Source organism: Aquibaculum arenosum, from assembly GCF_029222965.1.
Taxonomy (GTDB): domain Bacteria; phylum Pseudomonadota; class Alphaproteobacteria; order Kiloniellales; family DSM-21159; genus Aquibaculum; species Aquibaculum arenosum.
The window spans coordinates 14494-39230 of record NZ_JARHUD010000011.1 but is presented as its reverse complement, the minus strand read 5'-3'; the positions used below and the strand labels follow the sequence as shown (position 1 = coordinate 39230).

Below are 24737 nucleotides of genomic sequence, written 5' to 3'. Positions count from 1 at the left end.
GTCTCCGTCAAGGCGACACGTGGGCGAGGCTGCGCCGGCCAAAAAGTCCCGAAGGCTTCAGGATCAAGATCAGCAGGAAGACCCCGAAGACCGCGACCTCACGCAAGTCAGAGCCGATGTAAAAGCCGGAGAGACTGTCGATCAGGCCGATGATCATGGCGCCGACAAAGGCGCCGCCGATGGAGCCCAGCCCGCCGAGCACCACCACCACAAAGGCGATCAGCACGAAGTAGGTGCCGCTGGTCGGCTGCGTCGGATAGAGCGGCGCCACCAAAGAGGCGGCCAGGCCGACACAGGCGGCGCCGATGCCAAAGGTGAGGACATAGATCCAGTTCACGTTGATGCCCATGAGTTGGGCTGCATCGCGGTTCTGGGCCACGGCACGGATCGCGCGCCCCGTCTGGGTGCGCTGGAGGTAATAGTGCAGTCCGACGACCAGGGCGATCGAGACGCAAAAGATCACCGCCTGCCCCGCCAGAATGCGCACCGGGCCAATGTGCAGGCTGGTTCGCAGACCGCTGGCGGGGGTGGAGGCAATATCCGCGCCGAAAACCAGCAGCGCCAGGTTCATCAGCGCGGTCGAGAGTCCGACCGTCGCGAAGATTTGCACATGCTCGTCACGAGCGTGCATCAAGGGCTGGATCAGAAAGCGCTGGGTCAGCGCGCCCAACACGAAGAGCAGCGGGGCCACGGCGGCAACGGTCAGATAGGGGTGCACGTCCAGCCCTGTGGCCAGCAGGAAGGTCAGGTACATGCCGATCATCAGATACTCGCCGTGAGCGAAGTTGATCACTTTGACGATCCCGAAGATCAGGGTCAGCCCGACGCTGACGATGGCGAAGAGGCCACCAAGCATCAGACCATTGGTCACCACCTGCAGAAAGGTTTCCATCACGCCTCGCGCTCAGCCGATGCAGTGGGGAGATAAAAAAGGCCGGGACGATGAAGCGTCCCGGCCCAAAGCCTCACTCGCCGAGGCGCATCGGCGCGTAGGCCGCTTCCTCGGGATAGACGGTCACGAGCTTACCGTCCTGCCACTGCAAGCCCATCATGGAGGCCCGCTCGTTCTGGTTGTTTTCTCCGAACTTGACGCCGTAGCCGGCCGCGGTTTCGCCGAAGGGAGTGTCGATGCCCGCCAGGGCCTCCTTGATGGTCTCCGGCTCAAAGCCATCGGCCTCGTCCAGCGCCTGCAGGATGGCCTTGGCGCCCACGTAGTTGTTCAGGGAGTGGCCGGAGCGCGGGAACTCGCCGTAGGCCTCCTCATAAGCGTCCACGAAGGCCTCGAGGCCCGGGGTTGACTCGGTGTTGACCAGATACTGCGTGAAGTCGGCATTGAGCACACCGTCAATCAGGTCGTGGCCCACCGCATCGGCGGTCGGCTGCAGCGAGTAACCCCCGCCGCCACCGATGATCGCGGCCGGACGGAAGTCGGCTTCGTTGGCCTGCTGCAGGAAGAGCACTGAGTCGTTCTGGTAGGAGGTCTGGAAGACCACGTCGACCTCGCGATCCCGGAGATCGAGCACCAACGACGACATGTCGACCGTGTTGGCGGGATAGGCCTGCACCGTCACGATGTTAAGGCCGGCCTCCTCGCCATAGCGCTCCTGATGGCCGGCGACCGAGGTGCCGTAGCTGCTGTCTTCGTGGATGATGCCGATGCGCAGGTCGCCGGGGTCCCGGTCGATGCCGGGGGCGATGGCCTCGACCACCATCTCGACGATCAGCTTGCCCATGTCTTCGGCAGTCGGGTTGGTGCGCCAGAGCCACTCCAGGCCGCGCCCGGTGATCTCGTCGGCCACACCGCCCAACTCAAAGTAAGGAATGCCCGAAAGCTCCGCCACCTGACTGGCAGCGATCGAGCGCGAGGAGGCGTAGGTGCCGAAAATGCCCGCCACGCTTTCGCGCGAAATCAGGCGCCGGGCCTCGCCGATGGCCTGGTTGTTGTCCACGGCATCGCCGCGTTCCAGCACCACCTCTTCGCCCTGCACGCCGCCGTTAGCATTGATCTCCTGTACTGCGATCTCAAGGCCCCGGTAGCTTTCCTCGCCCAGCAGCGCGAGATCGCCGCTGAAGGGATAGAGCGCGCCGAACTTCACTTCGGCCGCAGCATTGCCGGCCGCGAGCAGGGCGGTGGCCGCTGCGGTCGCCGTCAAAAACTTCTTAAAGGACATGTCTTTCCTCCGCTGTGGGTTGTTGTTTGTTGATCTTGTGTTGGTGTCAGGCCTCCAACGCGTCCTTGCCCATGAAGCTGGTGATGGGCGGGTAGGCGCGCGGATCGGTGATCGCGTCTATGACGGTCACGCCGTCGTGCTTCAGCGCGGCGGCGAGCGCGGGGGCGAAATCGTCCGGGGCGTCGACGCGCACCCCTTCGCACCCACAAGCTCGGGCGATGGCCGCATGGTCCACCGCCTCAAAGTGGCACACATCGGTGTGGGCGCCGAACAAACTCAGTTCGGCGTGCTTCTGGTAGCCCAGGACCTGGTTGTTGAGCACCACCACCACGATGGGCGTCTTCATACGTCGTGCGGTCTCGAGCTCAGCCCAGACGTGGCCGAAGCCGCCGTCGCCGGTGACACAGATCACCGGCGCCTCCGGCCGGGCGGTCTTGGCGCCGATGGCAAAGGGCAGGCCCCAGCCGAGACCGGCCAGGCCGCGCGGCGTCAGGAAACGCTGACCGGCACGGCGCGCGGTCAGGAAATTGGCGATCCAGATCGAGGCATAGCTGGCGTCGGCCACAGCCAGCATCTCCGGGGTCAGTACGGCGTCGATGTCGGCCATGAGGCGCTCCGGGCGCAGCGGCGCGGCCTGCATGTCCACCAGCTCCGTCAACTCTTTTCTGTGCGCCTCCTTGCCGGCAGCGATGCGCGCCTCCAGCGCTCCACGGCGCGCGTCCAAGCCGGCCGACTCTTGCGCCTTCATCGCCTCGACCAACGCCGCCAAGGTGAGTTTGGCGTCGCCGGCAAGGCGCAGAGCTTCGTAGTTCCGCCCGATTTCTGCACCGTCGATGTCGATCTGGATGTAGCTTGCGCTCTCGGGATAGAGGCTCCAGCTATCGGTGCCATTCTGGTTGGTGCGGTTGCCGACCAGCAGCACCACGTCGGCCTCGGTGACCAGTTCGCGCAGATGCGAGCTGCGGCTGCGAGGCGCCATGAAGTAGCCGACCACCCCCACGGACAGCGGATGTGTCTCATCGACGCTGCCCTTGCCCATGACAGTCGTGGCCACCGGCAGGCCCAAGGACTGCAACGCTTCCAGTTCGGCCCAGGCCTGCGAGGAGTGGATACCACCGCCGGCGATGACGATCGGAGCCTTGGCTTGCGCCAGCAGCGCGGCCGCCTCCTGCACTCGGGCGGGGTCGGCGGCGCTTCGGTCCAGCGGGAAGTGCCCCAGGTTGGCTTGGCGGCGCGGCGCTTCGGGATCGAACTGCGGGTGCTCGTCCAGCACGTCCACCGGCACCAGCAGCACCGCCGGCCCGCAGCGCCCCGAGGCAGCCGCCGCAAAGGCCATGTCCACATAATCGTTCAGGCGGCCGGGATCTGAGACCCGGCGCACCCACTTGGACACCCCGCCGAAGAGCGCGAAATGGTCCAATTCCTGGAAGGCGTTCTTGTCGGTGAACTTGCGGTGCACGTCCTGCACGATCGCCACCACCGGGATCGAGGCTTTCAAGGCCTCGCCCAGTCCTGGCACGAGCAGGGTTGCCGCGGGGCCGTTCTGGGCCGCCACCACGGCCACCTTGCTGGAGACCCGCGCATAGGCATCGGCCATGGCGGCGCCGGCATTCTCCGTGCGGTAGCCAATCTGGCGGATGCCGTAGTCCGGCGCCGCGAGGAAGAGCGCGGAGGGAATGCTCTGTCCGAACACCTCGCGCACACCGTGGCGCTGCAGCGCAGCGGCCAGCAGGTGGGCGCCGGTGATATTGGTGCGGGGAGCTGCGGCGGTCATGGAGCCAGTCCTTCCTGTGATGTGTCCTGCCAGGGTCCGGCTGCGGAACCGACATCGGCAAGCGTCGAGGGCGCGTGGAGGCCGCGGCGAAGTCTCATCAACCTGTTAAGCCCCTGGCCGGCCAGCATACGTACTCCATCCTGCGTCCTCTAACCTGCGCAACGGACTCACCGGCCGACATTATCTTTGGTGAAACTGCCCTGTCTGTGTAATGTGTTATAACAAATTAACGAGTGTCGGTTGGGTTATGTCAAGCACGCTGAGTAGCGCTGGTCAGCAGGAAAACGGCAGCGGCGACTGGCTGCAGCCGGTGTTGAAGGAAAGCCTGGGCGAGCAGGCTTACCAGGCCCTGCGCAGCGCCCTGATGCGCGGCCAACTCCGTCCGGGCGCCAAGCTGCGCCTGCGCCCGCTCTCGCAGCGCTTCGGCATCAGCGCCACGCCAATGCGCGAAGCCCTGATGCGCCTTGTGGCGGAAAAGGCACTCACCCTCGACGGCCGCGGTACCGTGGTGGTGCCACGACTCACCCTGGACCAGCTGCTGGAGATCCGGGCAATCCGGGTCGACCTGGAGGGGCGTGGCGCCGCCGCGGCCGCACGACTGGCCAGCGCCGCGGATATTACGAGCCTTGCTGCGATTCACGCGCAGATCTCCGCCTACCATGAGCGCGCGGATTTCGCGACCGCGGTCGACCTCAACACCGAGTTCCACCTTGAACTCTGCCGGTTCGCCCGCTTGCCCATCGTCTACGAACTGGTCGAGGGCCTTTGGGTGCGCTGCGGGCCCATCCTCTCACACCTCTACGATGCCGGCTTGCCGGACTGGGAACCGCACCCTCACCTGCGAGTCATTCGTGCGCTCGAGGAGCGCGATCCCGAAGCGGCCCGCAACGCCATCCGCGAGGACATCGAGCGCGGCGGACAGGGCTTATTGGATCACGTTAGCCGCTCCAGCGACTGAGAGCCGATTCGCGATTCGCAATTTTGCGCATCGGCGCAAGCTACTGACCGCGCCGCACTGCAGGCTCTGGCTATGTGGCAGCCGAGCCGCTCACCCTATGCTTGCCGATAACGCAACTATAGGAAACTTCTCCTCCGTAGTTGCACAAGAACCGCGCGCAGTTGTTCGCCCTTCCATAATATCAGGCATCGACATTCTGATCGGTTCCGGCTTTCAATAGTCGGGACTCACGTGGTGTCGTTGGATCGGCGGATTCTACGCGGATGTGGACGATGTTTGCGTCAGTTCGCTTGCGCCCCTGGCCGAGCCCGGCCTGCGCATGGTTCTGCGGCAGGAGTGGGAAGGCGCGCTGGGCAACAACTTCATTGCTGCCACCCCAGGCCATCCGATGCTGTCCGACGCACTGGAAGAGGCCAGTGAAGAGACACTACATGGGGGCAACGAATCAATTTGGCTCCGCACCGGGCCGGGAGTCCTGACACGGGCCTGCGCCCGCTTTATGGTGCGCATCGGGCCGCAGAATCTGTCACGAGACCATAGAGTCCTCTTGAACGGAGAGCTGAGCCGCTACGTGGCCATTCACCGCCCGCTCTCTTACAAGCTCGACAAGCGAAACTGGACGATAGCCGAGCGCGAAGGCGACCACCTCTCGATCCGCGAGCTCTACACCGCCCGCCGCAACGCCGCCGCAGCCGCCTGAGGACGTGCCCCCGCCCCCGCCCCCCGCTACGCCTTCTCCTCCGCCTGCAGGCGCAGCCAGGCGGGGTGTGCCGGGGTAAGCGCCGTGTCGCCGGACTGGAGCGGGCCGTCGAGGGCTTCCAGGCGCAGCAGGGCCAGGGCGTGGTTTTGGCCGACGCTGCGAATGTCGCCCACGGTCTTGCCTTCGCGGATGACCGGAGCGCCCGCTTCGGGGGCTGGGCCCTCGAAGCGCAGCGGCAGCAGGCGCTTTTTTACCAGGCCGCGGTACTTGGTGCGCGCGGTCAGCTCCTGGCCCAGGAAGCAGCCCTTGCGCCAGTCGACCCCGCCCAGCTCGTCGAAGCCGTTCTCCAGCAGGATGGCCTTCTCCACCTCCATGTCGCGCCCGCCGTCCGGCAGGCCGAGCGCGATGCGCTGCTCCTCCCAGTCGGCGCGCGGTGCCTCCTGAAAACCCGCCTCGGCCAGGATCGCTTCCGCCTCGCCCCCAGGCAGCAGCGCCCGGGCGCCGGCTTCCGGCAGCCGCGGGTCGAAGAAGGCAAGCCCCCCACCCAGCGGGCCGGCCGCGCCGGCTTCCGTCGGCAACCCCAGGCGCGTGGCCACCTCGTCACCCCAGAGCAGCGCCACCACCCAGTCGTCATCCGCCGGCACGATCTCCACCTTCGCGCGCAGCTTGTAGGGCTTGAGGCGTCGGGCCAGGTCCTCGCGCCGCTCCGCCGCCATCTCCAGCAGCAGCGCCTCGCCCCGCTCGAGCAGGAAGAAGTCGTGCAGGTACTTGCCCTGGGGCGTCAGGAAGGCCGACCAGATGGCGCGCGCTTCGCTTGCCCGCTCCACGTCGGCGGTCACGATGCCCTGGAGAAAGCTGCGGGCATCGGGCCCGGCGATGCGCAGGACGCCGCGATCGGGGGCGAGGCTGTAGTGGGCGGTCATGCAAGAGACTCCTCGAGACCAGAGAAAGGCGGTGCACAGGCGTGCCGGCGCCCCAGAAGGTGGGCGATCCTGTCGCCGCCTGCAAGCCGTGGTGCCGGGAGCGCCCCTCGACGCGGCCGCTCTGCAGGCGCATAGATAAAACGACATCGCAAGCGGAGGGACAGATGAGCGAGCGCTACGATCTGCTGCTGCAGGGCGGCACCCTGGTCACCCCCAACGGCCGGGAGCAGGCGGACCTGGGGCTGCGTCAGGGCCGCATCGCCGCCATCGGCGACCTGAAGCCCGCGCAGGCGGCGGAGCGCATCGACTGCCGCGGACTGACCCTGCTGCCCGGGGTGATCGACAGCCAGGTGCACTTCCGTGAGCCGGGACTGGAGCACAAGGAGGACCTGGAAAGCGGCACCCGGGCTGCCGCGCTGGGCGGGGTGACGGCGCTCTTCGAGATGCCGAACACCAACCCCTCGACCCTGACGGCCGCGGACCTGGAAGCCAAGTTCGAGCGCGCGCGCGAGCGGGCCTGGGTCGACCATGCCTTCTACATCGGCGCGGCGGCGGAAAACCTGGAGGAGCTGGCCACGCTGGAGCGCCTGCCCGGCTGCGCCGGCATCAAGGTCTTCATGGGCTCCTCGACCGGCAGCCTGCTGGTGGACGACGAGACGCTGCTGGCCGAGGTGCTGCGCCGCGGCCGGCGCCGGGTCTCGGTCCACGCCGAGGACGAAACGCGGCTGCGCCAGCGCCTGAGCCTGATCGAGGAGGGCGCCGGGCCGGAGCAGCACCCGCACTGGCGCGATGCCGAGACGGCGCGCCTCGCCACCGAGCGTCTGCTGCGCCTGGCGCGGGAGGCGCGACGCCGGGTGCATGTGCTGCACGTCACCACGGCCGAGGAGCTGCCGCTGCTGGCCGATGCCCGGGAGATCGCCACCTGCGAAGTGACGCCGCAGCACCTGACGCTCGAAGCGCCGGACTGCTACGAGCGCCTGGGCAGCCTGGCGCAGATGAACCCGCCGATCCGCGAGGCCCGCCACCGCGCCGCGCTCTGGGAGGGGGTGCGCCAGGGCCTCTTCGACGTCCTGGGCTCCGACCACGCGCCGCACACCCTGGCGGAAAAGCAGGGGCAGTATCCGCGCACGCCATCGGGCATGCCTGGTGTACAAACCCTGCTGCCGCTGATGCTGGACCACGTGGCCGCCGGGCGCCTCACCTTGGAGCGGCTGGTCGACCTCACCGCCCACGGGCCACAGCGCGTCTTCGGGCTGCTGGGCAAGGGCCGGCTGGCGCTGGGCTACGACGCAGACATCACCGTCGTGGATCTGGAGGCGAAGCGGGAGATCACCGGCTCCTGGCTGGCCTCGAAATGCGGTTGGTCGCCCTTTGAGGGCCTGCAGGTGACCGGCTGGCCGGTGATGACGGTGATCCGTGGCGAGGTGGTCATGCGTGAGGACGAGCTGCAGGGCCCGCCACGCGGCCGGCCGTTGCGCTTCCAGGAAGGCGACTGAGAGTCAGACCAGGGGATAGACCCGCTGCACAGCGCGCGTGGCGCCGGCGGCGATCACCGCCTTGATCAGGTCGCCGGGCAGGAAGGCGAGTGAGCCCAGCGCCGCCGCGCCGAGCCCAACGCCTCCCACCAGGGCCAGCCAGGCGATGCCCAGCGCATAGACGACCAGAATGCCGCCGAGCGTGCAGGCCAGCAACAGGCCCAGCAGGACCCGCCAGTCCTGCCCGCCGCGCCGCAGCACCGGTCGGGCCAACAGGCCAGTCACCAGGGCGCCGGGAATCCAGCCGATCAGGAAACCCGCCGTCGGCCCCGCCAGCACGCCCAGGCCGCCGCGCCCGCCGGAGAGCACCGGCAGGCCGAGAATCACCAGCAGCACCACCAGCACCGGGGCCAGCGCACCGCGCCAGGGCCCCAGCATGGCACCGGCCAGCATCACGCCCAGGGTCTGCAGCGTGATCGGCACCGGCAGGAAGCCGAGCGGAATGGGCGGCATGACGCCCAGCGCCACGATCAGCGCGGCAAAAAGCGGGACGGCGACCAGATCGCGGCTGTTCATGGGGAATCCTTCTTTGTCTTGTTCGGCGGCGGCGCTTCGGCGGCGGGATAGCCGCGCGCCTCCAGCGCCAGTCCCACCTCGTCGGCGGAGCGCAGCAGCCGCACGGCCAGCGGCACGACGAGGCGCAGGGGCCGTCCGGCGATGCCGCGCGCCGCCATGGCCTCGCGCAGTTCGCGGATGCGATAAAGCACCTCGGGGATGAAACGCAAGACCAGGGCCAGCGCCAGGCCGAGATGAAAGGCCAGGCGGCGCCCCCGGCTCCCGAAGGGCGAGAGCGCGCCTTGGAAGGCAGCGATCAGCGCCCCGGGACGCGTGGCGTAGGTCACCGCCGTGGCCGCCGTCACCAGGGTCAGCAGGCGCAGGCCCACCACCAGCCCCTCCTCCGGCGCGACCAGCCACGCGTTGGCCGCCACCAGGAAGGCCAGCAGCAGCAAGGTCATGCCGAGCTGGCGCAGGAGCAGCCCCGCCGGCACTCGCAGCGACAACAGCAGCGCCAGCGCCGCCAGCGCGGCCGCGCCGAGCAGCAGCGCATCGCGGGTCAGGAACAGCGCGATGCCCAGGGCAAAGAGGCCGAGCAGCTTGGCCCCGGCCGGCAGACGGTGCAGCGGCGTGCGGCCGGGATGATAGAGAGAGATCACCTGCTTCGCCGCTCAGCCGACCGCAGAGACTGCCGTAACGTAACGCGCCGCCGCATCGCGCGGCGGGCCGTCGAAGGCCACCCGCCCGGCTTCGAGCAGCAGCGCCCGGTCGAAATCCGCCACGAAGTCGAGGTCGTGGGTCACCACCAGCACCTGCGCCTCCAGCGCCGCGAGGCGCGCGCGCAGGGCGTTGCGGTTGGCCAGGTCGAGCTGGTTGGTGGGCTCGTCGAAGACGATCAACTCCGGCTCGGTGATCAGCACCGCCGCCAGCGCGACCAGTTGCCGCTCACCGCCGCTGAGACTGTGCGCCGGCCGCTCGGCGAGGGCCTCGAGCCCCAGCTGCTCCAGGAGCGCCAAAGCGTGCCGCCGTGCCTCATCACTGGCAACACCGCGCAGTTCCAAGCCGAAAGCCACGTCCTCGACCACGATGGGCTGGATGATCTGGGCCTCGGGGAACTGGAAAACCATGCCGACGCGCTGGCGCACCTCCCGCGCCGCGCGGCGTGTATCCAGCCCGTCCACGCGCAGGCTGCCGCTGCTCGGCAACACCAGAGCGTTGAGCAAGCGGGCGAAGGTGGTCTTGCCCGAGCCATTGGCGCCGATCACCGCCAGCCGCCGCTCCTCCAGAACCAGATCGAGGGCGCGCAGCAGGCTGCGCCCCTCCCTCGTGACCTCGACGTTGCTGAACTCGATGCGCATGGCGGGCATGCTTTGCGCTCTGGCGTCGGGGGTGTCAACTTGGAGCATTGCAAAGCGCGGCCGGTGCCGGAAGATGCGCCGACGCGGCATTCTGCGTGCCATCCAAGACACGGAAAGGAATACGACCATGGCCCTTGCCCCTGCCCAACCGACCGAACTGCTGGAGAATGACCGCGTGCGGGTCACCCGCTGGGACTTCCCGCCCAACAGCGAGACCGGTCACCATGTGCATGACTACGACTATGTGGTGGTGCCGGTGGTGCCCGGCCGCCTGGTGCTGGTGGACGACCAGGGCAAGCGCAACGAGGCGGAGCTGACCGTGGGCGGCGCCTACAACCGCGACGCCGGCACCTCGCACAACGTGATCAACGAAGGCGATGCACCGGTGGCCTTCGTCGAGGTCGAGCTGAAGGAGCCGCGCGCCAAGGGCTAACCCCAAGGATCAGGGGCTCCGGGACTCAACCGGGGCCTCTTGTCCCCGGCCCTGCTCTCGTACTGGCTCAGTGGATCGGCTCAGTGGTTGGCGGGATTGCGCAGTTGATAGCGCCCGTCGGCCGGACCCTCGAAGTGGCGGGGCACATCGGGATGAGAAATGGGCCGGCCGCTGTCGTCAGGGACCAGATTCTGTTCCGAGACGTAGGCCACGTAGGTGGTCTCATCATTCTCGGCATAGAGATGGTAGAAGGGCTGGTCCTTGGAGGGACGCACGTCCTCCGGGATCGACTGCCACCATTCTTCGGTGTTAGCGAAGACGGGGTCGACGTCGAAGATCACACCGCGGAAGGGATAGAGGCGGTGACGCACGATCTGGCCGATCGCGAACTTGGCCATGCGCATGGTCATCGCCCCTGATTCCTGTCCAGCATCACCTCAGTTTTCCTCCATGACCCAAATCTGCCAGGACCCGATGGCCCGCACTGCCACCCGGTACTCGCCGGGCGGCTGCACCTCAGAGCGGTCCTCGCCGGCGCCGATCTGGTTACCGATGATGGCGATCAGCTCACCTGTAACGTCCTGCAGCTCGACTGTGAAAATCGAGCCGCGGCTGTTATAGCGCAGATGCCAGGGCGTCTCGGAAACAAAGCTGTCGCTATCGAAATCATCCTCGCCGGCGAGCTGCATCACGACGCCTTCTTCGATCACCGATTCCTCGTCGGCAACGCCCGCCGCGGCGTCGTAACACCGCAAGCGTTCAGTCGGATCCTGGATCATACGGCAGGCAGAGATCTCGGCGGCGAGGCGCCCAGCCTCGGCCCCCTCGCCCGCTTCCCCATCCTGGGCCAGTGCCTGGCCAGACGGTAGCCACAGACCCCCGCCAAGCAACAGGGCCGCAACAAATCCCTTAACTGGCATCTCTCATCACCCTTCTGCCGCGCGCCACCGCCGACGCGGCGCTACTATGCCGCCCCAACCCGGTCCAGAAAACCCCGCCTGCGGCAAATCCCGCAGCCAATCGCACGAAACACGCCCGACGTTGCCGCAAGGGATGGAAGCGATTATACATTTGCCCGGGTATATTGAGCCCGACTTATGGAAGGCACCCACCTGCGAGATTCCAGCCACAGCAGGATCAGGCACCGCCGCAGCACGGCGGTCGGCGTGCCCTGCCTCGGATCGACCGTAAAAAGTCGCAGGATGGACACGTCAGGGGCTACCAGTTGCCGGGCTTGTGCCATATTCCACCGTCAGAAACATGAACTGTACCGGGAGCCCGCGGCTCCCTTGATCGAGGTTGTTCGAGAATGATGCGCTTGCTGTCCTGGATCGTGACACTCGGCGCGGCCGGACTGGTCGTCGTCGCCGGTGTGGGATTCTACCTTTTCCAGCACTTCAGCGCCGACCTCCCAGACTACAGCCATTTGGCAGAGTACCAGCCGCCGACCACCACGCGTGTCCACGCTGGCGACGGGCGCGTGCTGTCCGAGTTCGCGGTGCAGCAGCGCGTCTTCGTGCCCATCGAAACGATCCCACTGCGCGTGCGCAACGCCTTCATTTCGGCGGAAGACCAGAACTTCTACAGTCACCCCGGCATCGACTTTCGCTCCGTTGCGCGTGCGGCGCTGACTAACCTCTCTCAGTTGGGGCAGAACCGCCGGCCGGAAGGCGCCTCGACCATCACCCAGCAGGTGGCCAAGAACTTCCTGTTGACCAACGAGGTCAGCCTGGAGCGCAAAGTGCGCGAGGCTTTGCTGGCTTTCCGCATCGAGCAGACGCTGAGCAAGGACCAGATTCTCGAGCTCTATCTCAATGAAATCTATCTGGGCGGCGGCGCCTATGGCGTGGCCGCAGCCGCGCTGCTTTATTTCAACAAGTCGCTCGACAATCTCACCCTGGCCGAAGCGGCCTATCTCGCGGCACTGCCCAAGGCGCCCAACAACTACCATCCAACACGGCGCACCGAGCAAGCCGTCATCCGGCGCAACTGGGTCCTGGGCCGCATGCGCGAGGATGGCTTCATCACGCCGGAGGAAGCGCGCGCGGCCATGGAGCAGCCGCTGGAAACCCGCAGCCGCACCGAAGCCGAGGTGGCGCGTGCCGACTACTTCACCGAGGACGTACGCCGGGAGATCATGCGTCAATTCGGCGCCGATGCTCTCTACGAAGGCGGACTGTCCGTGCGCACCTCACTGGTGCCGGAGCTGCAGCGCTTCGCCGATGATGCGCTGCGCAACGGGGTCCTGACCTACGACCGGCGCTTTGGCTGGCGCGGGCCGCTGGAGAACATCGAGATCGACGATGAAGGCTGGCTCATCCCGCTGCGCCGCGTGGAACGCCCGGAAGGCGCCGAAGGCTGGGACCTGGCCATCGTGCTGGACGATGAGATCGCCGAGGAGGTCCCCATCGGCCTGTCGGACGGCAGCCGTGGGCGCATCCCCATGGAGGAACTGCGCTGGGCCCGGCCACAGCTCGAGGACCGCCGGGTCGGCAATGAGCCCAGTCACCCCTCCGATGTGCTCGCGCTTGGCGATGTGATTCTGGTGGAACGCCTGGATAGGCAAGAGGAGAACACCGAAGCGCGGGACGCGGAGTCGAGCGAATCCGAAGCTGCAGAGGATGGCGCGGCAGAGGGCGAAACGGCCGAGGATGGAACGGCCGAGGATGACAGCGGCGAGGATAAAACGGCCGAAGACGCGCCGGCTCCGCGCTACGCTCTGCGCCAGATTCCCGAGGTCAATGGGGCGCTGGTGGCGCTCGACCCCCACACGGGCCGGGTCCTGGCCATGAGCGGCGGCTTCTCCTATGAACTCAGCGAGTTCAATCGGGCCTCTCAGGCCAACCGCCAGACCGGCTCCTCCTTCAAGCCCTTCGTCTATCTGGCGGCGCTGGAAAATGGATTCACGCCGTCGAGCATCATCCTCGACGCGCCTTTCGTGATCAATCAAGGGCCCGGCCAGGGCCAATGGCGCCCGAGCAACTATTCGAACCGCTACTACGGTCCCACACCGCTGCGCGTCGGCGTCGAGCTTTCGCGCAACCTGATGACCGTGCGCTTGGCCCAGAACGTGGGCATGGACAAGGTGGTGGACGTCGCTGAGCGCTTCGACTTGCTCGACAATCCGCCGCCGGTTCTGTCCTTGGCGCTGGGTGCCGGCGAGACCACAGCGCTGCGGATCACCTCGGCCTACGCCATGTTGGTCAACGGCGGGAAGCGCATCACCCCGACACTGATCGACCGGGTGCAGGACCGTCACGGCAAGACAATCTACCGCCACGAAAGCCGCAGCTGCGATGGCTGCAATCTGGAAGGGGACTACGACGGCAGCCCGCCGCCCGTCCTCACCGATACCCGCGAGCAGATTGTGGATTCCGCCGCGGCCTACCAGATCGTCTCCATGCTGGAAGGCGTGGTCCAACGCGGCACCGCCACATCGGTGCGCGCGGTCGGCAAGCCCCTTGCCGGCAAGACGGGCACCACCAACGACTACAAGGACGCCTGGTTCGTCGGCTTCTCCCCTGACCTCGCGGTCGGCGTCTACATCGGCTTCGACCAGCCGGCCTATCTCGGACCGCGCCAGTCCGGCGGCGCCGTTGCGGCGCCCATCTTCCGGGATTTCATGATGGCAGCCCTGGAAGACGAGCCCGCCACCCCCTTCCGCGTGCCCGACAGCGTGCGGCTGGTGCGGGTGGTGCGCGACACCGGCGAGCCTGCCAGTCAGTCGGGCCGCGGCGTGATCTGGGAGGCCTTCAAGGAGGGCACTGGCCCGGGTGACGGTCCTGGCTTGCTGGACGGTGCGCCCTTGGGCAGCGCAGCCGCAGCCCCGCCGGCTATAGGCGGCATGGACGACAGTGGAAGCGGCGCCGGCGGCCTCTACTGAGGCTGCCTCTCGCCGCCCTGTACCCGGCCCGGCGGCTCTGCTAGACCAGATTTCGCGCCTGCCCGTGGATCGCTCGGCGAGCCCACGTGAAGGCTGCTCGTACTGAAAACGGCACACCATCAAAACGACGACGCAAGGAGTTCCGGCCAATGCGCGCAGAGACCCAAGCGGCGGTTGACGACATTCGCGAGTCGTTGACCCTGCTGAGGAGGCATCTTTGACTGGGATAATGCCCTCAAGCGCCTGGAAGAGCTGAACGCACTATCCGAAGATCCCGAGCTCTGGAACGACGCCGAAGCCGCGCAGAAACTGATGCGCGAGCGCAGTGCGTTGGAGTCAGGCATCGGCGGATACCGCAAGCTGGAGCAGGAATTGGAGGATTCGCTCACTCTGATCGACCTCGGCGAGGCCGAGGGTGATGAAGACAGTGTGCGCGAAGCCGAGGCCAGCCTGGCAGCGCTGAAGGCCGAGGTGGAAAAGCGTCAGCTGGAATCGATGCTCTCTGGCGAAGCCGATGCCAACGACTGCTATCTGGAAATCAACGCCGGAGCCGGCGGCACCGAGGCACAGGACTGGGCCGAGATCCTGGTGCGCATGTACACCCGCTGGGCGGAGGCCCATGGCTACAAGGTGGAGTGGCTGGAAGAAAGCGCTGGTGAAGAGGCCGGCCTGAAATCCGCCACCCTGGTGGTCAAGGGCCACAACGCCTACGGCTGGCTCAAGGCCGAGGCCGGCGTGCACCGGTTGGTGCGCATCTCACCCTTCGACAGCCAGGCGCGCCGCCACACCTCCTTCGCCAGCGTGTGGGTCTATCCCGTGGTGGACGAAACCATCGAGGTGGACGTCCAGGACAAGGACCTGCGGGTTGACACCTACCGCGCCTCGGGCGCCGGTGGTCAGCACGTCAACAAAACCGATTCCGCCATCCGCATCACCCACCTGCCCACCAACATCGTGGTCCAGTGCCAGAGCGAACGCTCACAGCACAAGAACCGCGCCACGGCCATGAACATGCTGAAGGCCAGGCTCTACGAGCATGAGCTGCGCAAGCGCGAAGAAGCCGCAGCCGCCGAAGAGGAAAACAAGACCGACATCGGCTGGGGCCACCAGATCCGCTCCTACGTCCTGCAGCCCTATCAGATGGTGAAGGACCTGCGCACCGGCGTGGAAAAGGGCAATGCGGAAGGCGTGCTGGACGGCGACATCGATCCCTTCCTGGAAGCCTCGCTTGCCTCACGCCTGGACCGTGGCAGCCAGCGCACCGACGCACGTGATGCCGGCTGAGGTCGATGTGGATCCTGACGAGCGGCAGGCAAGACGGCAGAAGCGGCGGGCGGCCCGGGGACGGGTCTTCGACACCTCCATCCCCTCTCCCTGTCGCCAGATCTGTCAGATCGACCGCAACAGCACCCACTGCATCGGCTGCCTGCGCACTCTGGACGAGATCCGGGACTGGCCGATCATGACCGCCGAGGAGAAGCAAGCGGTGCTGGATCGACTTGCCGCCCTCGAAGCGGGCGACCGAGGGGCGGAAGATCAGGAGCAAGGGGCTTGAGCGCTGTCGGGCAGCAGAGCAGGAGCCGTTTTGAGACCCCAGCCATCGGCTATGGCCTGCTGCTGGCGCTCGGGCTCTGCTGGGGTGTCAACTGGCCGGCCATGAAGCTCGCGGTGGAGGTCCTGCCGGTCTGGCACTTCCGTGCGGCCTGCCTGACCTTCGGTGCGCTCACCACCCTGTTCCTGGCGCGAGTTTACGGCGCGCGTCTGCGTGTGCCGCGCAAAGAGATCCTGCCGCTCATCATCTGCGCCTGCTTCAACATGGTGGGCTGGCAACTGCTGACGGCTTATGGCCTCACCCTGATGGACGCAGGCCGGGCCTCCATCATCGCCTTCACCATGCCGCTCTGGGCATCGCTTCTGTCCATACTCCTGCTGAACGAGCGCCTGACCGCCACCCGTGTGGCCGGGCTGGCGCTGGGGTTGAGCGGTCTGGCAGCGCTGCTGATGCCGGAAATGCGCGCCATCCTGGCCGCACCCTACGGCGTGCTTGCGATCCTGAGTGCGGCCATGTCCTGGGCTCTGGGGACCGTGCTGACAAAGCGCTTTTCCTGGTCGGTCTCCGCGGCAACCCTCTCCGGCTGGCAACTTCTCACCGCTGCCCTGGTGGTCTCGGTGGGTGCGCTGACATGGCAGAGCGATGCTGCCTGGGCCGAGAGCTGGAGCACTGGGCAACTCATCGGCGTGATCTACGCCATCACGATCGCGATCGCCTTTGGACACTGGGCCTGGTTCCAGATCGTGCGCATCTTTCCGGCGCCGGTGGCGGCCATCGGCACCATGCTGGTGCCGCTGGTCGGCGTCTTCTCTGGCGGACTGCTGCTGGGTGAGCACATTGGTCCCGCCGAACTGCTCGCGCTCGTCCTGGTGATCAGTGGCCTCTTCTGTGTCCTGGTGCTGCCGGGCTTGCGCAGGGAGAGAGGCTTGCCCAAGAACTGAGCAGTTACAGCGCTACAGCAGGAAGGTAGTCGCCAGGCCCAGGAAGATGAAGAAGCCCAGCACGTCGGTTGTCGTGGTGAGGAAAGGCCCGGCGGCCACGGCCGGATCGAAGCCGAAGCGCTCCAGCGATAGCGGGATTAGGGTCCCTGCCAGGCCGGCCCAGGCCATGTTGAAGATCATCGCCGTTGCCAGCACCAGCGCCAGGTCGACGCGACCGAACCAAAGGCCGGCAATGGTTCCCATGATGGTGGCAAAGACCAGGCCATTGGTCAGACCCACCAATACCTCCTTGCCCACCACCCTCATGGTGTTACGCGACGTCAGCGCGCGTGTCGCCAGCGCGCGAACGGTGACGGTCACCACCTGCATGCCCGCGTTGCCGCCCATGGCCGCGACGATGGGCATCAGGATCGCCAGCGCCACGATCTCCTCGATCGTGCCCTCGAAACGGGAGATCACGAGGGAGGCGACGATGGTGTTGAACAGCGTGACGACCAGCCAGCGGATACGACGCTTGGCCGTGGCCATGGCGCCTTCCCCGATGTCCGCCTCGCCGACGCCACCCAGTTTCAGCAGGTCGTCCTCGGCCTCTTCTTCCACCACCTCCAGCACGTCGTCGACGGTGATGACGCCGACCAGCCGGCCGGCGTCATCCACCACCGGGGCGGAAAGCAGCGAGTAGCGCTTGAAGAGCCATGCCACCTCCTCCTGGTCCATGGTCACCGGCACACTCTGGATGTCCTCGTCCATCAGCGTGAGGATGCGCACTGGCCGCGTATGGCGCATGACTCGCGAGAGCGGCAGCTTGCCGATGGGGCGGTAGCGGGGATCCACCACATAGAGGTCGTAGAAGTCGGTGGGCATCTCCTTGCGATGCGCGCGCATGTAGTCGATGGTCTCGCCCACGGTCCAGATCGAGGGCACCACGACCATCTCGCGCTGCATCAGACGCCCGGCCGAGTCTTCGGGGTAGGTCAGCCCTTCCTGCAGCAGACGCCGGATCGTCACCGGGACACGCGCCAGGATCTGCGCGCGCAGCTCCTCGTCCAGATCCTCAAAGAAGGCCAGCGCGTCGTCGCTTTCCAGCAATTCGAGGATGCGTGCCACCTTGCCAGGGCCGAGTGCGGCCGCGACTGGCTCGCGCAGGCCGGCATCCAGATAGGTCAGCGTCTCCGGTTCGAGGTTGGTGCCGACCATCTCCAACAGCAGCCGGCGCTCGTCCGCCCCCAGGGCTTCCAGCAGGTCGGCGGCGTCAGCGGGGTGGAGGTTCTCGACGACCGCATTGACCCGCTCGGAGTCCTGCGCCGCCAGCGCCTCCTCCACCTCGCGCACGAAAGCCTCCCCCAGGCCGAGCGCATCCCCCTCCTCCGGGCGGATCGGCTCGGCATTGCTCATGCGCTATCGGCTCCGGGCGCGAGGTCCGGCAGGGGGTGGCATTCAGTGCGACTTCGGGCGTCGACCGCTGCGATGGCACAGAGGTTGATGACGCCACGCGCGGTGATGGATGGGGTCGCGATGTGTGCGGGACAGGCCGTGCCCAGAAGCAGCGGGCCCACCGACAGCCCCTCGCCCAGCACCTTCAGCAGATTGAAGGAGATGTTGGCCGCATCCAGCGTCGGCATGATCAGGAGATTGGCCGCGCCCTTGAGACGAGAGTTGGGGAAGATGCGCGAGCGGATGTCCTCGGAGAGCGCGGCATCGGCGTGCATCTCGCCTTCGACCTCGAGGTCCGGCCGACTCTCGTGCAGCATGCGGACTGCCTCACGCATCTTGCCCGCCGTGCTGTCCTGGTGACTGCCGAAACTGGAGTGGGAGAGCAGCGCGATCTTGGGGGTGATGCCGAAGCGCTGCACCGCTTCGGCCGCGTAAACGGTCATCTCCACCAGCTCTTGAGCGGTGGGATTGTCGCTGACATAGGTGTCAGCGATGAAGAAGGTGCCCTTGGCGGTGATCAGCAGACTGAGCGCCGAATAGTCGTGCACGCCGCCGGCCTTGCCGATGATGTTCTCGATGTGCCGCAGGTGGTCGCGGTAGCGCCCCTCCACACCGCAGATCAGGGCATCGGCATCCCCGCGCCGTACGGCCAAGGCGCCGATCACCGTGGCATCCGTGCGTACAACCGTACGCGCACGATCCGGCGACACGCCATTGCGCTCCATCAGGCGGTGATAGAGCCGCCAGTAGTCGTTGTAGCGCGGATCCGACAGCGGATTCACCAGCTCGAAATCCTCGTCGATGCGGATCCGCAGCCCCAGGCGCTCGATGCGGTCTTCCACCACCTTGGGCCGCCCACAGATGATCGGGCGCGCCAGCCCCTCGTCCACCACGGCCTGAACGGCGCGCAGCACACGCTCCGCCTCGCCCTCGGCAAAGAAAACGCGCTGGGGATCGGCTTTCGCCTGTTCGAAGACCGGCTTCATGGCCAGGCCGGAGCGGAAGACAAACTCGTTCAGCTGCTGGCGGTAGGCGCCCAGATCCTTGATCGGCCGGGTGGCCACGCCGCTCTTCATCGCCGCCTCGGCCACGGCCGGAGCGATCTGCAAGATGAGGCGCGGGTCGAAGGGGCGGGGAATGAGATACTCGCGCCCGAAGGGCGCACTTTCGCCGCCATAGGCCTGGATCACCACCTCCGAGACCTCGCTGCGCGCCAGTTCGGCCAGGGCGCGCACGCAGGCGATCTTCATCTCTTCGTTAATCTCGGTCGCACCCACATCCAGCGCACCGCGGAAGATAAAGGGAAAGCAAAGCACGTTGTTGACTTGGTTCGGATAGTCCGAACGACCGGTGGCGATGATGGCATCGGGGCGCGCCGCCCGCGCCTCCTCAGGCAGGATTTCTGGCTCGGGGTTGGCCAGAGCCAGAATCACCGGGTCACGCGCCATGCGCGCCACCATCTCAGCCTTCAGTACATTGGGCGCCGAGAGGCCGAGGAAAACGTCCGCGTCCTCGATCACCTCTCCCAGGCTGCGCGCCTTGGTCTCCTGCGCGTAGCGCGCCTTCCAGGGATCCATCAGCGTCTCGCGTCCGGCGTAAACCACCCCCTCGATGTCACTGACAAAGATGTTCTCGCGCCGCGCCCCCTGCTCCACCAGCAGGTCGAGACACGCGATGGCCGCGGCCCCGGCGCCGGAGCAGACCACCTTCACATCCTCGAGCTTCTTGTCCACCAGATGCAGCGCGTTGTAGATCGCCGCATTGACGATGATCGCCGTGCCGTGCTGGTCATCGTGGAAGACCGGGATGTTCATGCGCTTGCGCAGTTCCCGTTCCACAATGAAGCATTCCGGCGCCTTTATGTCTTCCAGGTTGATGCCGCCGAAGGTGGGCTCCAGCGCGCCCACGATCTCGATCAGCCGTTCCGGATCAAGTTCCGCCAATTCGATGTCGAAGACGTCGATGCCGGCGAACTTCTTGAAGAGGACCGCCTTGCCTTCCATCACCGGCTTCGAGGCCAGGGGCCCGATGGCGCCCAGTCCCAGCACGGCCGTGCCATTGGTGACCACACCGACGAGATTGGCCCGCGCGGTCAGGGTCGAGGCCTCCGCTGGATCCTCCACGATGGCACGACAGGCCGCTGCCACGCCCGGTGAGTAGGCGAGCGCCAGGTCGCGCTGATTGCCCAGGGGCTTGGTCGCAACCACCTCCAGCTTGCCGGGGACCGGCGTGCGGTGATAGGTCAGGGCGGCCGCGGCGAAGGTATCGTCGACCATGGTGGTTTCCCCCTGGGTAGCAGTGCTGAATGGCAGTCCGCAGCGGCTGCGGTGAGTCGCCACGGGGTCTGGTGAAACTACTCTAACGGCTTGGCAACACAAGGGGTCGTGGCAGGCGCCAGCAGCCGCCCCGCAGGCAGCGAGATCGATCGGTGAGCGCTCCAACCCCCATAACACCGGAGAAAATAGAGCCGGAGTGGCGCCACGAACAGCGCCCACTGCTCTACCCCGAGGCACTGCAAGCAATGGAGGCGCGCGCCGCCGCCATTCGCGCGGGCACGGCGCCGGAACTGGTCTGGCTGCTGGAGCACCCACCGCTCTACACCGCCGGCACCAGCGCGCGGGCCGAGGACCTGCTGGATGCGCGCTTTCCCGTGTATGACACCGGCCGCGGCGGACAGTACACCTACCACGGTCCCGGCCAGCGCGTGGCCTATCTGCAGCTCGACCTCAAGGCGCGGCGTCCCGACCTGCGGCTCTACGTCCACTGCCTCGAGGAATGGGTGATCCGCAGCCTGGCCCGCTTTCAGGTGAAGGGCGAGCGTCGCGAGGGGCGGGTCGGCATCTGGGTGGCACGCGGCGGCGGCCGGGAAGACAAGATCGCCGCCATCGGGGTGCGGGTGCGCCGTTGGGTGACGCTGCACGGCATTGCCATCAACGTCGAGCCCGATCTCTCCCACTTCCAAGGCATCGTGCCCTGCGGCATCCGTGAGCATGGCGTGACCTCCCTGGTGGACCTGGGCCTGCCGGTCACGCTCGGCGACCTGGATCAGGCCCTGGCCGACACCTTCGAGGAGATCTTCGGCCCCGACGGGCCAATGGGGCGATCAGAGGGCTCCGCCGGCGCGTAGCAGCACGAGGCCCTGATAGCTGTAGCCGGCCAGCATGGCGCCGGCGAAGACAATCAGCAGGTACCAGAAAAAGACGCCGCGTTGCGCCACGGCCCAGACCGCCATGGCTGCCGGGATCGAGGTCATGCCGCCGGCGAGCATGAAGGCCAGCGCCGCACCGGGGACCATGCCGGCATTGATCAGCTCTCCGGCAAGCGGGATCGCCGCGTAGCCATTGACGTAGGCCGGTGCCCCAACCGTGGCCGCCAGTGCGATGGCCCAGGGCCGGTCACCGCCCACGCTCGCCGCCACCATGTCGGCCGGCAGCCAGGCCACCATCAGGCTTTCGATCAGGAAGGCCAGGGTGAGCCACTTGGCCAGGAAAAGCCCCACACGCAGGGCCTCGCGCCCGAACTGCGCGCGACGCTGCGGCTCGCGCCAGACCGCCCACTGCACTTGCGGCCCTTGCCGCAGGCGACTGGTGGCACAGCCACCTCCCACACCGTCACGCAAGACCTGGCGGAAAAGGCCGAAGCGCTGCAGTCCCAGCGTGGCAAAGCCCGCCAGCGACCCGAGCAGCAGAGCCGAGGCGGTCTTTGCCAGCGCAAAGTCCAGGCCCAGCACCGGCAAGGTCAGAAGAAACATCTCCGGGTCCATGATCGGCGAGGCCACCCAGAAGGCCATGACCGCAGGGAGAGGCACGCCCGCGGCCAGGAGCGCGGCGACCAGCGGCACCACCCCGCAGGAGCAGAAGGGCGAGAAGGCGCCCAGCAGCGCGGCGAAGGCGATGGCGATCACGGGCGCGCGGCTGACCACCCCGGCAATCAGGCTGTCGGCACCGGCCGCCTTGAGCCAGGCGGCCGTGCCCACCGAAAGGGCCAGAAAAGGCGCGATCCAGAGCAGCGACTCCAGTGTGAAGCGAAGGCTCTCCAGGGCCTGCCGCGGCACCGTTGCAGCGAGCACCAGCAACAGGGCCAGACTGACCAGCCAGACCACATGGGCGCGAAGCTGCCGCCGGGTCCAGAGGAGGTCGAGTTCGGAAAGAGTGCGAACCCAGGCAGTCATCCTTTCCTCCATTATTCCGGTATTGTCGAAGTATATAGACAAAAAAAGGGCTTACTCTGCCACGCGGGTGGTCGAGATCCCCCGGCAGCATTCTTCCGTGAGATAGCCCAGCAGGCGCTCCATCAGCATGAAGTTTGCGGTACATCGCAGCACCCGGCCTTCACGCTGCTGGGCGATCAGCTCGGCCTGCATCAACTGCGCCAGATGGTGCGACAGGGTCGAGGCAGGTACGCCCAACTGGGCCTGGATCTCCCCCACCGGCAAGCCTTCGTGCCCCGCCCGCACCAGCAGACGGAACACCTGCAGCCGGGTGGGATTGCCCAGCTTCTCCAGGCACAGGGCGGCATAATCCAGTTCCATGACTGCTAGGTTAGTTCGCCTCATGCAGGGAATCAACAATCATTCTGGAAATGTCGAATTGATGTCGCTGCGAATCCATTAGGCATTCCAGCAGCCACTCCTGGCATTCCTCGGCCATCCGGCCCCTCGCCTGAGCCGGCGCACACCAGAAGGGGCGATGCCCCGCCTCCAGCGGCGCGCCCGCTTTCGCCACGGCGACAGCGAAGAAGGTGCAGTGCTTGTCGTAGTACTTTCCCGACAGCGGTCGCGTCAGATACTGGCGCAAGCCGAAGAGCGCGCGACTGCGCTGCACCCGATGACCGGTCTCCTCGAGAAACTCCCGGGCCAAAGCCACCTCGGCGGTTTCACCCGGCTCGATGCCCCCACCGGGGATCTCCAGCCCATCGGCTGTCTCCACCAGCAAGACCAAGCCCTCCCGCGCCCGCCAGGCCAGACCGTAGGCGCCGGGCCGGCAACGATAGGCCTGCCCGTTTGCGCGTTCGCCGAAGAAAATCATGGGTGCGTCATACCGTTGGCAACTGCCGGAATCCCGGCTCCACCGCCTCATCCCAGGCGCTCACCGCGACATCGTCGACCACCGCGCGCGCCGGCCCCGCCCGGCAGGCCGTCAGCATCGACTCCACCGCCTCCGCCGACCCGGAAAAGACGGCTTCCACCGTGCCGTCGCGGCGGTTGCGTACCCAGCCGTCGAGGCTTCGCCGCTCAGCCTGCTCGCGCGTCCAGGCGCGGTACCAGACACCCTGGACCTTGCCGGAAATCACGACCCGGACTTGCCGCTTTGCCATCAGGCAACCTCCAGGCCCGCCCGCCGCTGGATCTCCTCCTCGCGGATCGAGACCTCCTGCCCCAGCAGATCATCCGCTTCCGCCTTGCAGAGCCAAGCAATCACCCGGCCCGGACGCTCCGGACTGGCCAGGCTCTCGCGCGGCAGGCGACTGACCTCATTGATGCCGGACCCACGGATCAGCACCTGCATCTCGGTGTCGACCACGCCCGGAATGAAGCCGAAGGCGCGCAGGCCCTCCTCGCCGTACTCCAGATGCAGGCTGCGTGTGACCATAGCCAGCCCGGCCTTGCCGGCGCAGTAAGCGCTCCAGCCCTCCATCGGCCGATGCGCCGCACCGCTCGACACGTTGATCACCGTTCCGCCCCCGGCCAGCATATCCGGCAGCAGGGCATGCAGCAGCCGCAAGGGACCACCCAGATTGACATCGATGTTGGCCATCCAGGCATCGGTGTCGCAGTCAGCCAGCTTGCCGATGGGCTCGATGGCGCCGGCATTGTTCACCAGGATGTCCACCCGCCCCAGTTCTTCGCGCAAGGCCCGACAGGCGGCCGCGACCTGGCTTGCCGAGGTCACGTCGCAGGCAAAGGCTGCGGCCTTTCCGCCTTCAGCGACAATGCTGTCGGCCAGTTCCTTGCAGGCCGCCTCACTGCGCGCCAACAGGGCCACTGCAGCCCCCTCAGCCGCCAGCGCGCGGGCGGCAGCGGCGCCGATGCCACGGCTCGCCCCGGTGATCACTGCGACCTGTCCCTGTAACTCCGCCATGCCAAACCTCCTTCTGTGCCAACGCTGCCGGGCGCCACTCCTCAGAGTCACTCAGCGATCGTCGCTTTCCCCATAGCTGAGCGCAAAGACAATCTCCACCGCCCGCCGGGCGTAACGCTCCCAGTCCTTGCGCCCGACCCACTGATCCTCCACCGTGAGCGCCGGGCGCCCCCGATCTTCGTGCAGCAGGCTGTTGCGCATGCCGCGCAGCCAAACTAGATCTCGAGCCGGTATGGCGCGCGCCTGCTTCGATGCTTCTGCCTGCATCTCCACGACGGCGCCGGCCAGAATAACCACCGCGGCCCAGGCCCCGGCACAGAAAGCCGCCTGCAGATCGAGCAGCAAGGCCGTGCCCTGTTCCGACAAACGGCCACGGGTACCGCCTTGCGCAAAGGCCGCCTGCCGCTCCTCAAACCAGAGGCGCCGCTCATCCCAGATCACTGGATCGGGTGGATCAAGATGCTCCATGACTTCGCTATGCCCCGAAGGCACCACCGCTC

The 24737-nt window shown here is 66.8% G+C and carries 26 protein-coding genes; 9 read left to right on the top strand and 17 right to left on the bottom strand.

Features of this window, described 5'->3' with window-relative positions:
• Positions 1-7 precede the first annotated feature (7 nt).
• From P2G67_RS15045 to P2G67_RS15035, 3 genes are all read right to left on the bottom strand, one after another.
• Entirely contained in the window at positions 8-892 is an 885-nt protein-coding gene (locus P2G67_RS15045) for a branched-chain amino acid ABC transporter permease (protein WP_275824077.1), read from the bottom strand.
• Positions 893-965: 73 nt separating this feature from the next.
• Entirely contained in the window at positions 966-2171 is a 1206-nt protein-coding gene (locus P2G67_RS15040) for an ABC transporter substrate-binding protein (RefSeq protein WP_275824076.1), read from the bottom strand.
• 46 nt (positions 2172-2217) lie between these two features.
• Entirely contained in the window at positions 2218-3945 is a 1728-nt protein-coding gene (locus tag P2G67_RS15035; protein WP_275824075.1) for an acetolactate synthase catalytic subunit, read from the bottom strand.
• A gap of 247 nt (positions 3946-4192) precedes the next feature.
• On the opposite strand from P2G67_RS15035, the gene P2G67_RS15030 reads away from it, so the two are divergent.
• Positions 4193-4903 (top strand): GntR family transcriptional regulator, encoded by a 711-nt coding sequence (locus P2G67_RS15030; protein WP_275824074.1) that lies wholly within the window; start codon positions 4193-4195, stop codon positions 4901-4903.
• Positions 4904-5168: 265 nt separating this feature from the next.
• Positions 5169-5603 (top strand): hypothetical protein, encoded by a 435-nt coding sequence (locus P2G67_RS15025; RefSeq protein WP_275824073.1) that lies wholly within the window; start codon positions 5169-5171, stop codon positions 5601-5603.
• 26 nt (positions 5604-5629) lie between these two features.
• Here P2G67_RS15025 and ygfZ read toward each other — a convergent pair whose 3' ends face one another.
• Positions 5630-6526 carry a CAF17-like 4Fe-4S cluster assembly/insertion protein YgfZ gene (ygfZ, locus tag P2G67_RS15020; RefSeq protein ID WP_275824072.1) on the bottom strand — a complete coding sequence of 299 codons (897 nt, stop codon included), beginning with the start codon at positions 6524-6526 and terminating at the stop codon, positions 5630-5632.
• Positions 6527-6690: 164 nt separating this feature from the next.
• Here ygfZ and P2G67_RS15015 point away from each other — a divergent pair, with 164 nt between their 5' ends.
• Positions 6691-8022 carry a dihydroorotase gene (locus P2G67_RS15015; RefSeq protein WP_275824071.1) on the top strand — a complete coding sequence of 444 codons (1332 nt, stop codon included), beginning with the start codon at positions 6691-6693 and terminating at the stop codon, positions 8020-8022.
• 3 nt (positions 8023-8025) lie between these two features.
• Here the strand turns inward: P2G67_RS15015 and P2G67_RS15010 are convergent, their stop codons facing one another.
• Genes P2G67_RS15010 through P2G67_RS15000 form a run of 3 tightly spaced genes read right to left on the bottom strand, consistent with a single transcriptional unit; the run spans position 8026 to position 9914 of the window.
• Positions 8026-8577, bottom strand: a complete 552-nt coding sequence (locus tag P2G67_RS15010) for a biotin transporter BioY (protein WP_275824070.1) — start codon at positions 8575-8577, stop codon at positions 8026-8028.
• Positions 8574-9215 (bottom strand): energy-coupling factor transporter transmembrane component T family protein, encoded by a 642-nt coding sequence (locus P2G67_RS15005; RefSeq protein ID WP_275824069.1) that lies wholly within the window; start codon positions 9213-9215, stop codon positions 8574-8576. Before P2G67_RS15005 ends, P2G67_RS15010 begins: the two co-directional genes overlap by 4 nt.
• 12 nt (positions 9216-9227) lie before the next feature.
• On the bottom strand, positions 9228-9914 hold the full coding sequence (locus tag P2G67_RS15000; protein ID WP_275824068.1) for an energy-coupling factor ABC transporter ATP-binding protein: 687 nt from the start codon (positions 9912-9914) through the stop codon (positions 9228-9230).
• A gap of 127 nt (positions 9915-10041) precedes the next feature.
• On the opposite strand from P2G67_RS15000, the gene P2G67_RS14995 reads away from it, so the two are divergent.
• A complete protein-coding gene (locus P2G67_RS14995) occupies positions 10042-10347 on the top strand; it encodes a cupin domain-containing protein (RefSeq protein WP_275824067.1) in 306 nt (101 codons plus the stop codon).
• Between the two features lie 80 nt (positions 10348-10427).
• On the opposite strand, the gene hspQ is transcribed toward P2G67_RS14995, so the two are convergent.
• The gene (hspQ, locus tag P2G67_RS14990; protein WP_322099725.1) at positions 10428-10757 is read right to left on the bottom strand and encodes a heat shock protein HspQ; all 330 of its coding nucleotides are present in this window, start codon (positions 10755-10757) and stop codon (positions 10428-10430) included.
• A gap of 27 nt (positions 10758-10784) precedes the next feature.
• Entirely contained in the window at positions 10785-11267 is a 483-nt protein-coding gene (locus tag P2G67_RS14985; RefSeq protein ID WP_275824066.1) for a hypothetical protein, read from the bottom strand.
• 389 nt (positions 11268-11656) lie between these two features.
• Between P2G67_RS14985 and P2G67_RS14980 the strand changes: the two genes are divergently transcribed.
• The 4 genes from P2G67_RS14980 (at position 11657) to P2G67_RS14965 (ending at position 16723) form a co-directional block, all read left to right on the top strand.
• On the top strand, positions 11657-14230 hold the full coding sequence (locus P2G67_RS14980) for a penicillin-binding protein 1A (protein ID WP_275824065.1): 2574 nt from the start codon (positions 11657-11659) through the stop codon (positions 14228-14230).
• 149 nt (positions 14231-14379) lie between these two features.
• A protein-coding gene (gene prfB / locus P2G67_RS14975; protein ID WP_275824064.1) for a peptide chain release factor 2 occupies positions 14380-15514 on the top strand; the annotation gives its coding sequence in 2 pieces (ribosomal slippage) (positions 14380-14448 and positions 14450-15514; 1134 coding nt in all).
• Positions 15504-15785, top strand: a complete 282-nt coding sequence (locus tag P2G67_RS14970) for a DUF1289 domain-containing protein (protein WP_275824063.1) — start codon at positions 15504-15506, stop codon at positions 15783-15785. Before prfB ends, P2G67_RS14970 begins: the two co-directional genes overlap by 11 nt.
• Positions 15782-16723, top strand: a complete 942-nt coding sequence (locus P2G67_RS14965) for a DMT family transporter (protein WP_275824062.1) — start codon at positions 15782-15784, stop codon at positions 16721-16723. The genes P2G67_RS14970 and P2G67_RS14965 overlap by 4 nt, the downstream gene beginning before the upstream one ends.
• Before the next feature lie 12 nt (positions 16724-16735).
• On the opposite strand, the gene mgtE is transcribed toward P2G67_RS14965, so the two are convergent.
• Both mgtE and P2G67_RS14955 read right to left on the bottom strand, forming a co-directional pair.
• On the bottom strand, positions 16736-18118 hold the full coding sequence (mgtE, locus tag P2G67_RS14960) for a magnesium transporter (RefSeq protein ID WP_275824061.1): 1383 nt from the start codon (positions 18116-18118) through the stop codon (positions 16736-16738).
• Positions 18115-20433: an NADP-dependent malic enzyme gene (locus P2G67_RS14955; protein WP_275824060.1), complete on the bottom strand. Its 2319-nt coding sequence runs from the start codon at positions 20431-20433 to the stop codon at positions 18115-18117. Before P2G67_RS14955 ends, mgtE begins: the two co-directional genes overlap by 4 nt.
• A gap of 152 nt (positions 20434-20585) precedes the next feature.
• Between P2G67_RS14955 and lipB the strand changes: the two genes are divergently transcribed.
• The gene (gene lipB / locus P2G67_RS14950) at positions 20586-21284 is read left to right on the top strand and encodes a lipoyl(octanoyl) transferase LipB (protein WP_437124262.1); all 699 of its coding nucleotides are present in this window, start codon (positions 20586-20588) and stop codon (positions 21282-21284) included.
• On the opposite strand, the gene P2G67_RS14945 is transcribed toward lipB, so the two are convergent.
• From P2G67_RS14945 to P2G67_RS14920, 6 genes are read right to left on the bottom strand one after another with little or no spacing between them, the layout of a single operon-like run.
• Positions 21261-22328, bottom strand: a complete 1068-nt coding sequence (locus P2G67_RS14945; protein ID WP_275824059.1) for a permease — start codon at positions 22326-22328, stop codon at positions 21261-21263. The two genes, lipB and P2G67_RS14945, sit on opposite strands and share 24 nt — an antisense overlap.
• A 51-nt stretch (positions 22329-22379) precedes the next feature.
• Entirely contained in the window at positions 22380-22712 is a 333-nt protein-coding gene (locus P2G67_RS14940; RefSeq protein WP_322099724.1) for an ArsR/SmtB family transcription factor, read from the bottom strand.
• The gene (locus tag P2G67_RS14935; protein WP_275824058.1) at positions 22699-23184 is read right to left on the bottom strand and encodes an NUDIX domain-containing protein; all 486 of its coding nucleotides are present in this window, start codon (positions 23182-23184) and stop codon (positions 22699-22701) included. Before P2G67_RS14935 ends, P2G67_RS14940 begins: the two co-directional genes overlap by 14 nt.
• 7 nt (positions 23185-23191) lie before the next feature.
• Positions 23192-23473 carry an acylphosphatase gene (locus P2G67_RS14930; RefSeq protein WP_275824057.1) on the bottom strand — a complete coding sequence of 94 codons (282 nt, stop codon included), beginning with the start codon at positions 23471-23473 and terminating at the stop codon, positions 23192-23194.
• Complete coding sequence (locus P2G67_RS14925; protein WP_275824056.1) at positions 23473-24237, bottom strand: SDR family NAD(P)-dependent oxidoreductase; 765 nt, start codon at positions 24235-24237, stop codon at positions 23473-23475. The genes P2G67_RS14930 and P2G67_RS14925 overlap by 1 nt, the downstream gene beginning before the upstream one ends.
• A gap of 51 nt (positions 24238-24288) precedes the next feature.
• Positions 24289-24705 carry a hypothetical protein gene (locus P2G67_RS14920; protein ID WP_275824055.1) on the bottom strand — a complete coding sequence of 139 codons (417 nt, stop codon included), beginning with the start codon at positions 24703-24705 and terminating at the stop codon, positions 24289-24291.
• Positions 24706-24737: the final 32 nt, after the last annotated feature.

What these genes read in the sequence shown, in the direction of transcription:
- P2G67_RS14920 (WP_275824055.1), bottom strand. Translation starts at nt 24,705, where the DNA reads ATGGAGCATCTTGATCCACCCGATCCAGTGATCTGGGATGAGCGGCGC.
- P2G67_RS14985 (WP_275824066.1), bottom strand. Translation starts at nt 11,267, where the DNA reads ATGCCAGTTAAGGGATTTGTTGCGGCCCTGTTGCTTGGCGGGGGTCTG.
- P2G67_RS14980 (WP_275824065.1), top strand. Translation starts at nt 11,657, where the DNA reads ATGATGCGCTTGCTGTCCTGGATCGTGACACTCGGCGCGGCCGGACTG.
- P2G67_RS14930 (WP_275824057.1), bottom strand. Translation starts at nt 23,473, where the DNA reads ATGGCAAAGCGGCAAGTCCGGGTCGTGATTTCCGGCAAGGTCCAGGGT.
- P2G67_RS15015 (WP_275824071.1), top strand. Translation starts at nt 6,691, where the DNA reads ATGAGCGAGCGCTACGATCTGCTGCTGCAGGGCGGCACCCTGGTCACC.
- P2G67_RS14940 (WP_322099724.1), bottom strand. Translation starts at nt 22,712, where the DNA reads ATGAGGCGAACTAACCTAGCAGTCATGGAACTGGATTATGCCGCCCTG.
- ygfZ (WP_275824072.1), bottom strand. Translation starts at nt 6,526, where the DNA reads ATGACCGCCCACTACAGCCTCGCCCCCGATCGCGGCGTCCTGCGCATC.
- hspQ (WP_322099725.1), bottom strand. Translation starts at nt 10,757, where the DNA reads ATGACCATGCGCATGGCCAAGTTCGCGATCGGCCAGATCGTGCGTCAC.
- P2G67_RS15045 (WP_275824077.1), bottom strand. Translation starts at nt 892, where the DNA reads ATGGAAACCTTTCTGCAGGTGGTGACCAATGGTCTGATGCTTGGTGGC.
- P2G67_RS14955 (WP_275824060.1), bottom strand. Translation starts at nt 20,433, where the DNA reads ATGGTCGACGATACCTTCGCCGCGGCCGCCCTGACCTATCACCGCACG.
- P2G67_RS15010 (WP_275824070.1), bottom strand. Translation starts at nt 8,577, where the DNA reads ATGAACAGCCGCGATCTGGTCGCCGTCCCGCTTTTTGCCGCGCTGATC.
- P2G67_RS15040 (WP_275824076.1), bottom strand. Translation starts at nt 2,171, where the DNA reads ATGTCCTTTAAGAAGTTTTTGACGGCGACCGCAGCGGCCACCGCCCTG.
- P2G67_RS15035 (WP_275824075.1), bottom strand. Translation starts at nt 3,945, where the DNA reads ATGACCGCCGCAGCTCCCCGCACCAATATCACCGGCGCCCACCTGCTG.
- P2G67_RS14925 (WP_275824056.1), bottom strand. Translation starts at nt 24,237, where the DNA reads ATGGCGGAGTTACAGGGACAGGTCGCAGTGATCACCGGGGCGAGCCGT.
- mgtE (WP_275824061.1), bottom strand. Translation starts at nt 18,118, where the DNA reads ATGAGCAATGCCGAGCCGATCCGCCCGGAGGAGGGGGATGCGCTCGGC.
- P2G67_RS14995 (WP_275824067.1), top strand. Translation starts at nt 10,042, where the DNA reads ATGGCCCTTGCCCCTGCCCAACCGACCGAACTGCTGGAGAATGACCGC.
- P2G67_RS14970 (WP_275824063.1), top strand. Translation starts at nt 15,504, where the DNA reads ATGCCGGCTGAGGTCGATGTGGATCCTGACGAGCGGCAGGCAAGACGG.
- P2G67_RS15030 (WP_275824074.1), top strand. Translation starts at nt 4,193, where the DNA reads ATGTCAAGCACGCTGAGTAGCGCTGGTCAGCAGGAAAACGGCAGCGGC.
- P2G67_RS14935 (WP_275824058.1), bottom strand. Translation starts at nt 23,184, where the DNA reads ATGATTTTCTTCGGCGAACGCGCAAACGGGCAGGCCTATCGTTGCCGG.
- P2G67_RS14945 (WP_275824059.1), bottom strand. Translation starts at nt 22,328, where the DNA reads ATGACTGCCTGGGTTCGCACTCTTTCCGAACTCGACCTCCTCTGGACC.
- P2G67_RS15000 (WP_275824068.1), bottom strand. Translation starts at nt 9,914, where the DNA reads ATGCGCATCGAGTTCAGCAACGTCGAGGTCACGAGGGAGGGGCGCAGC.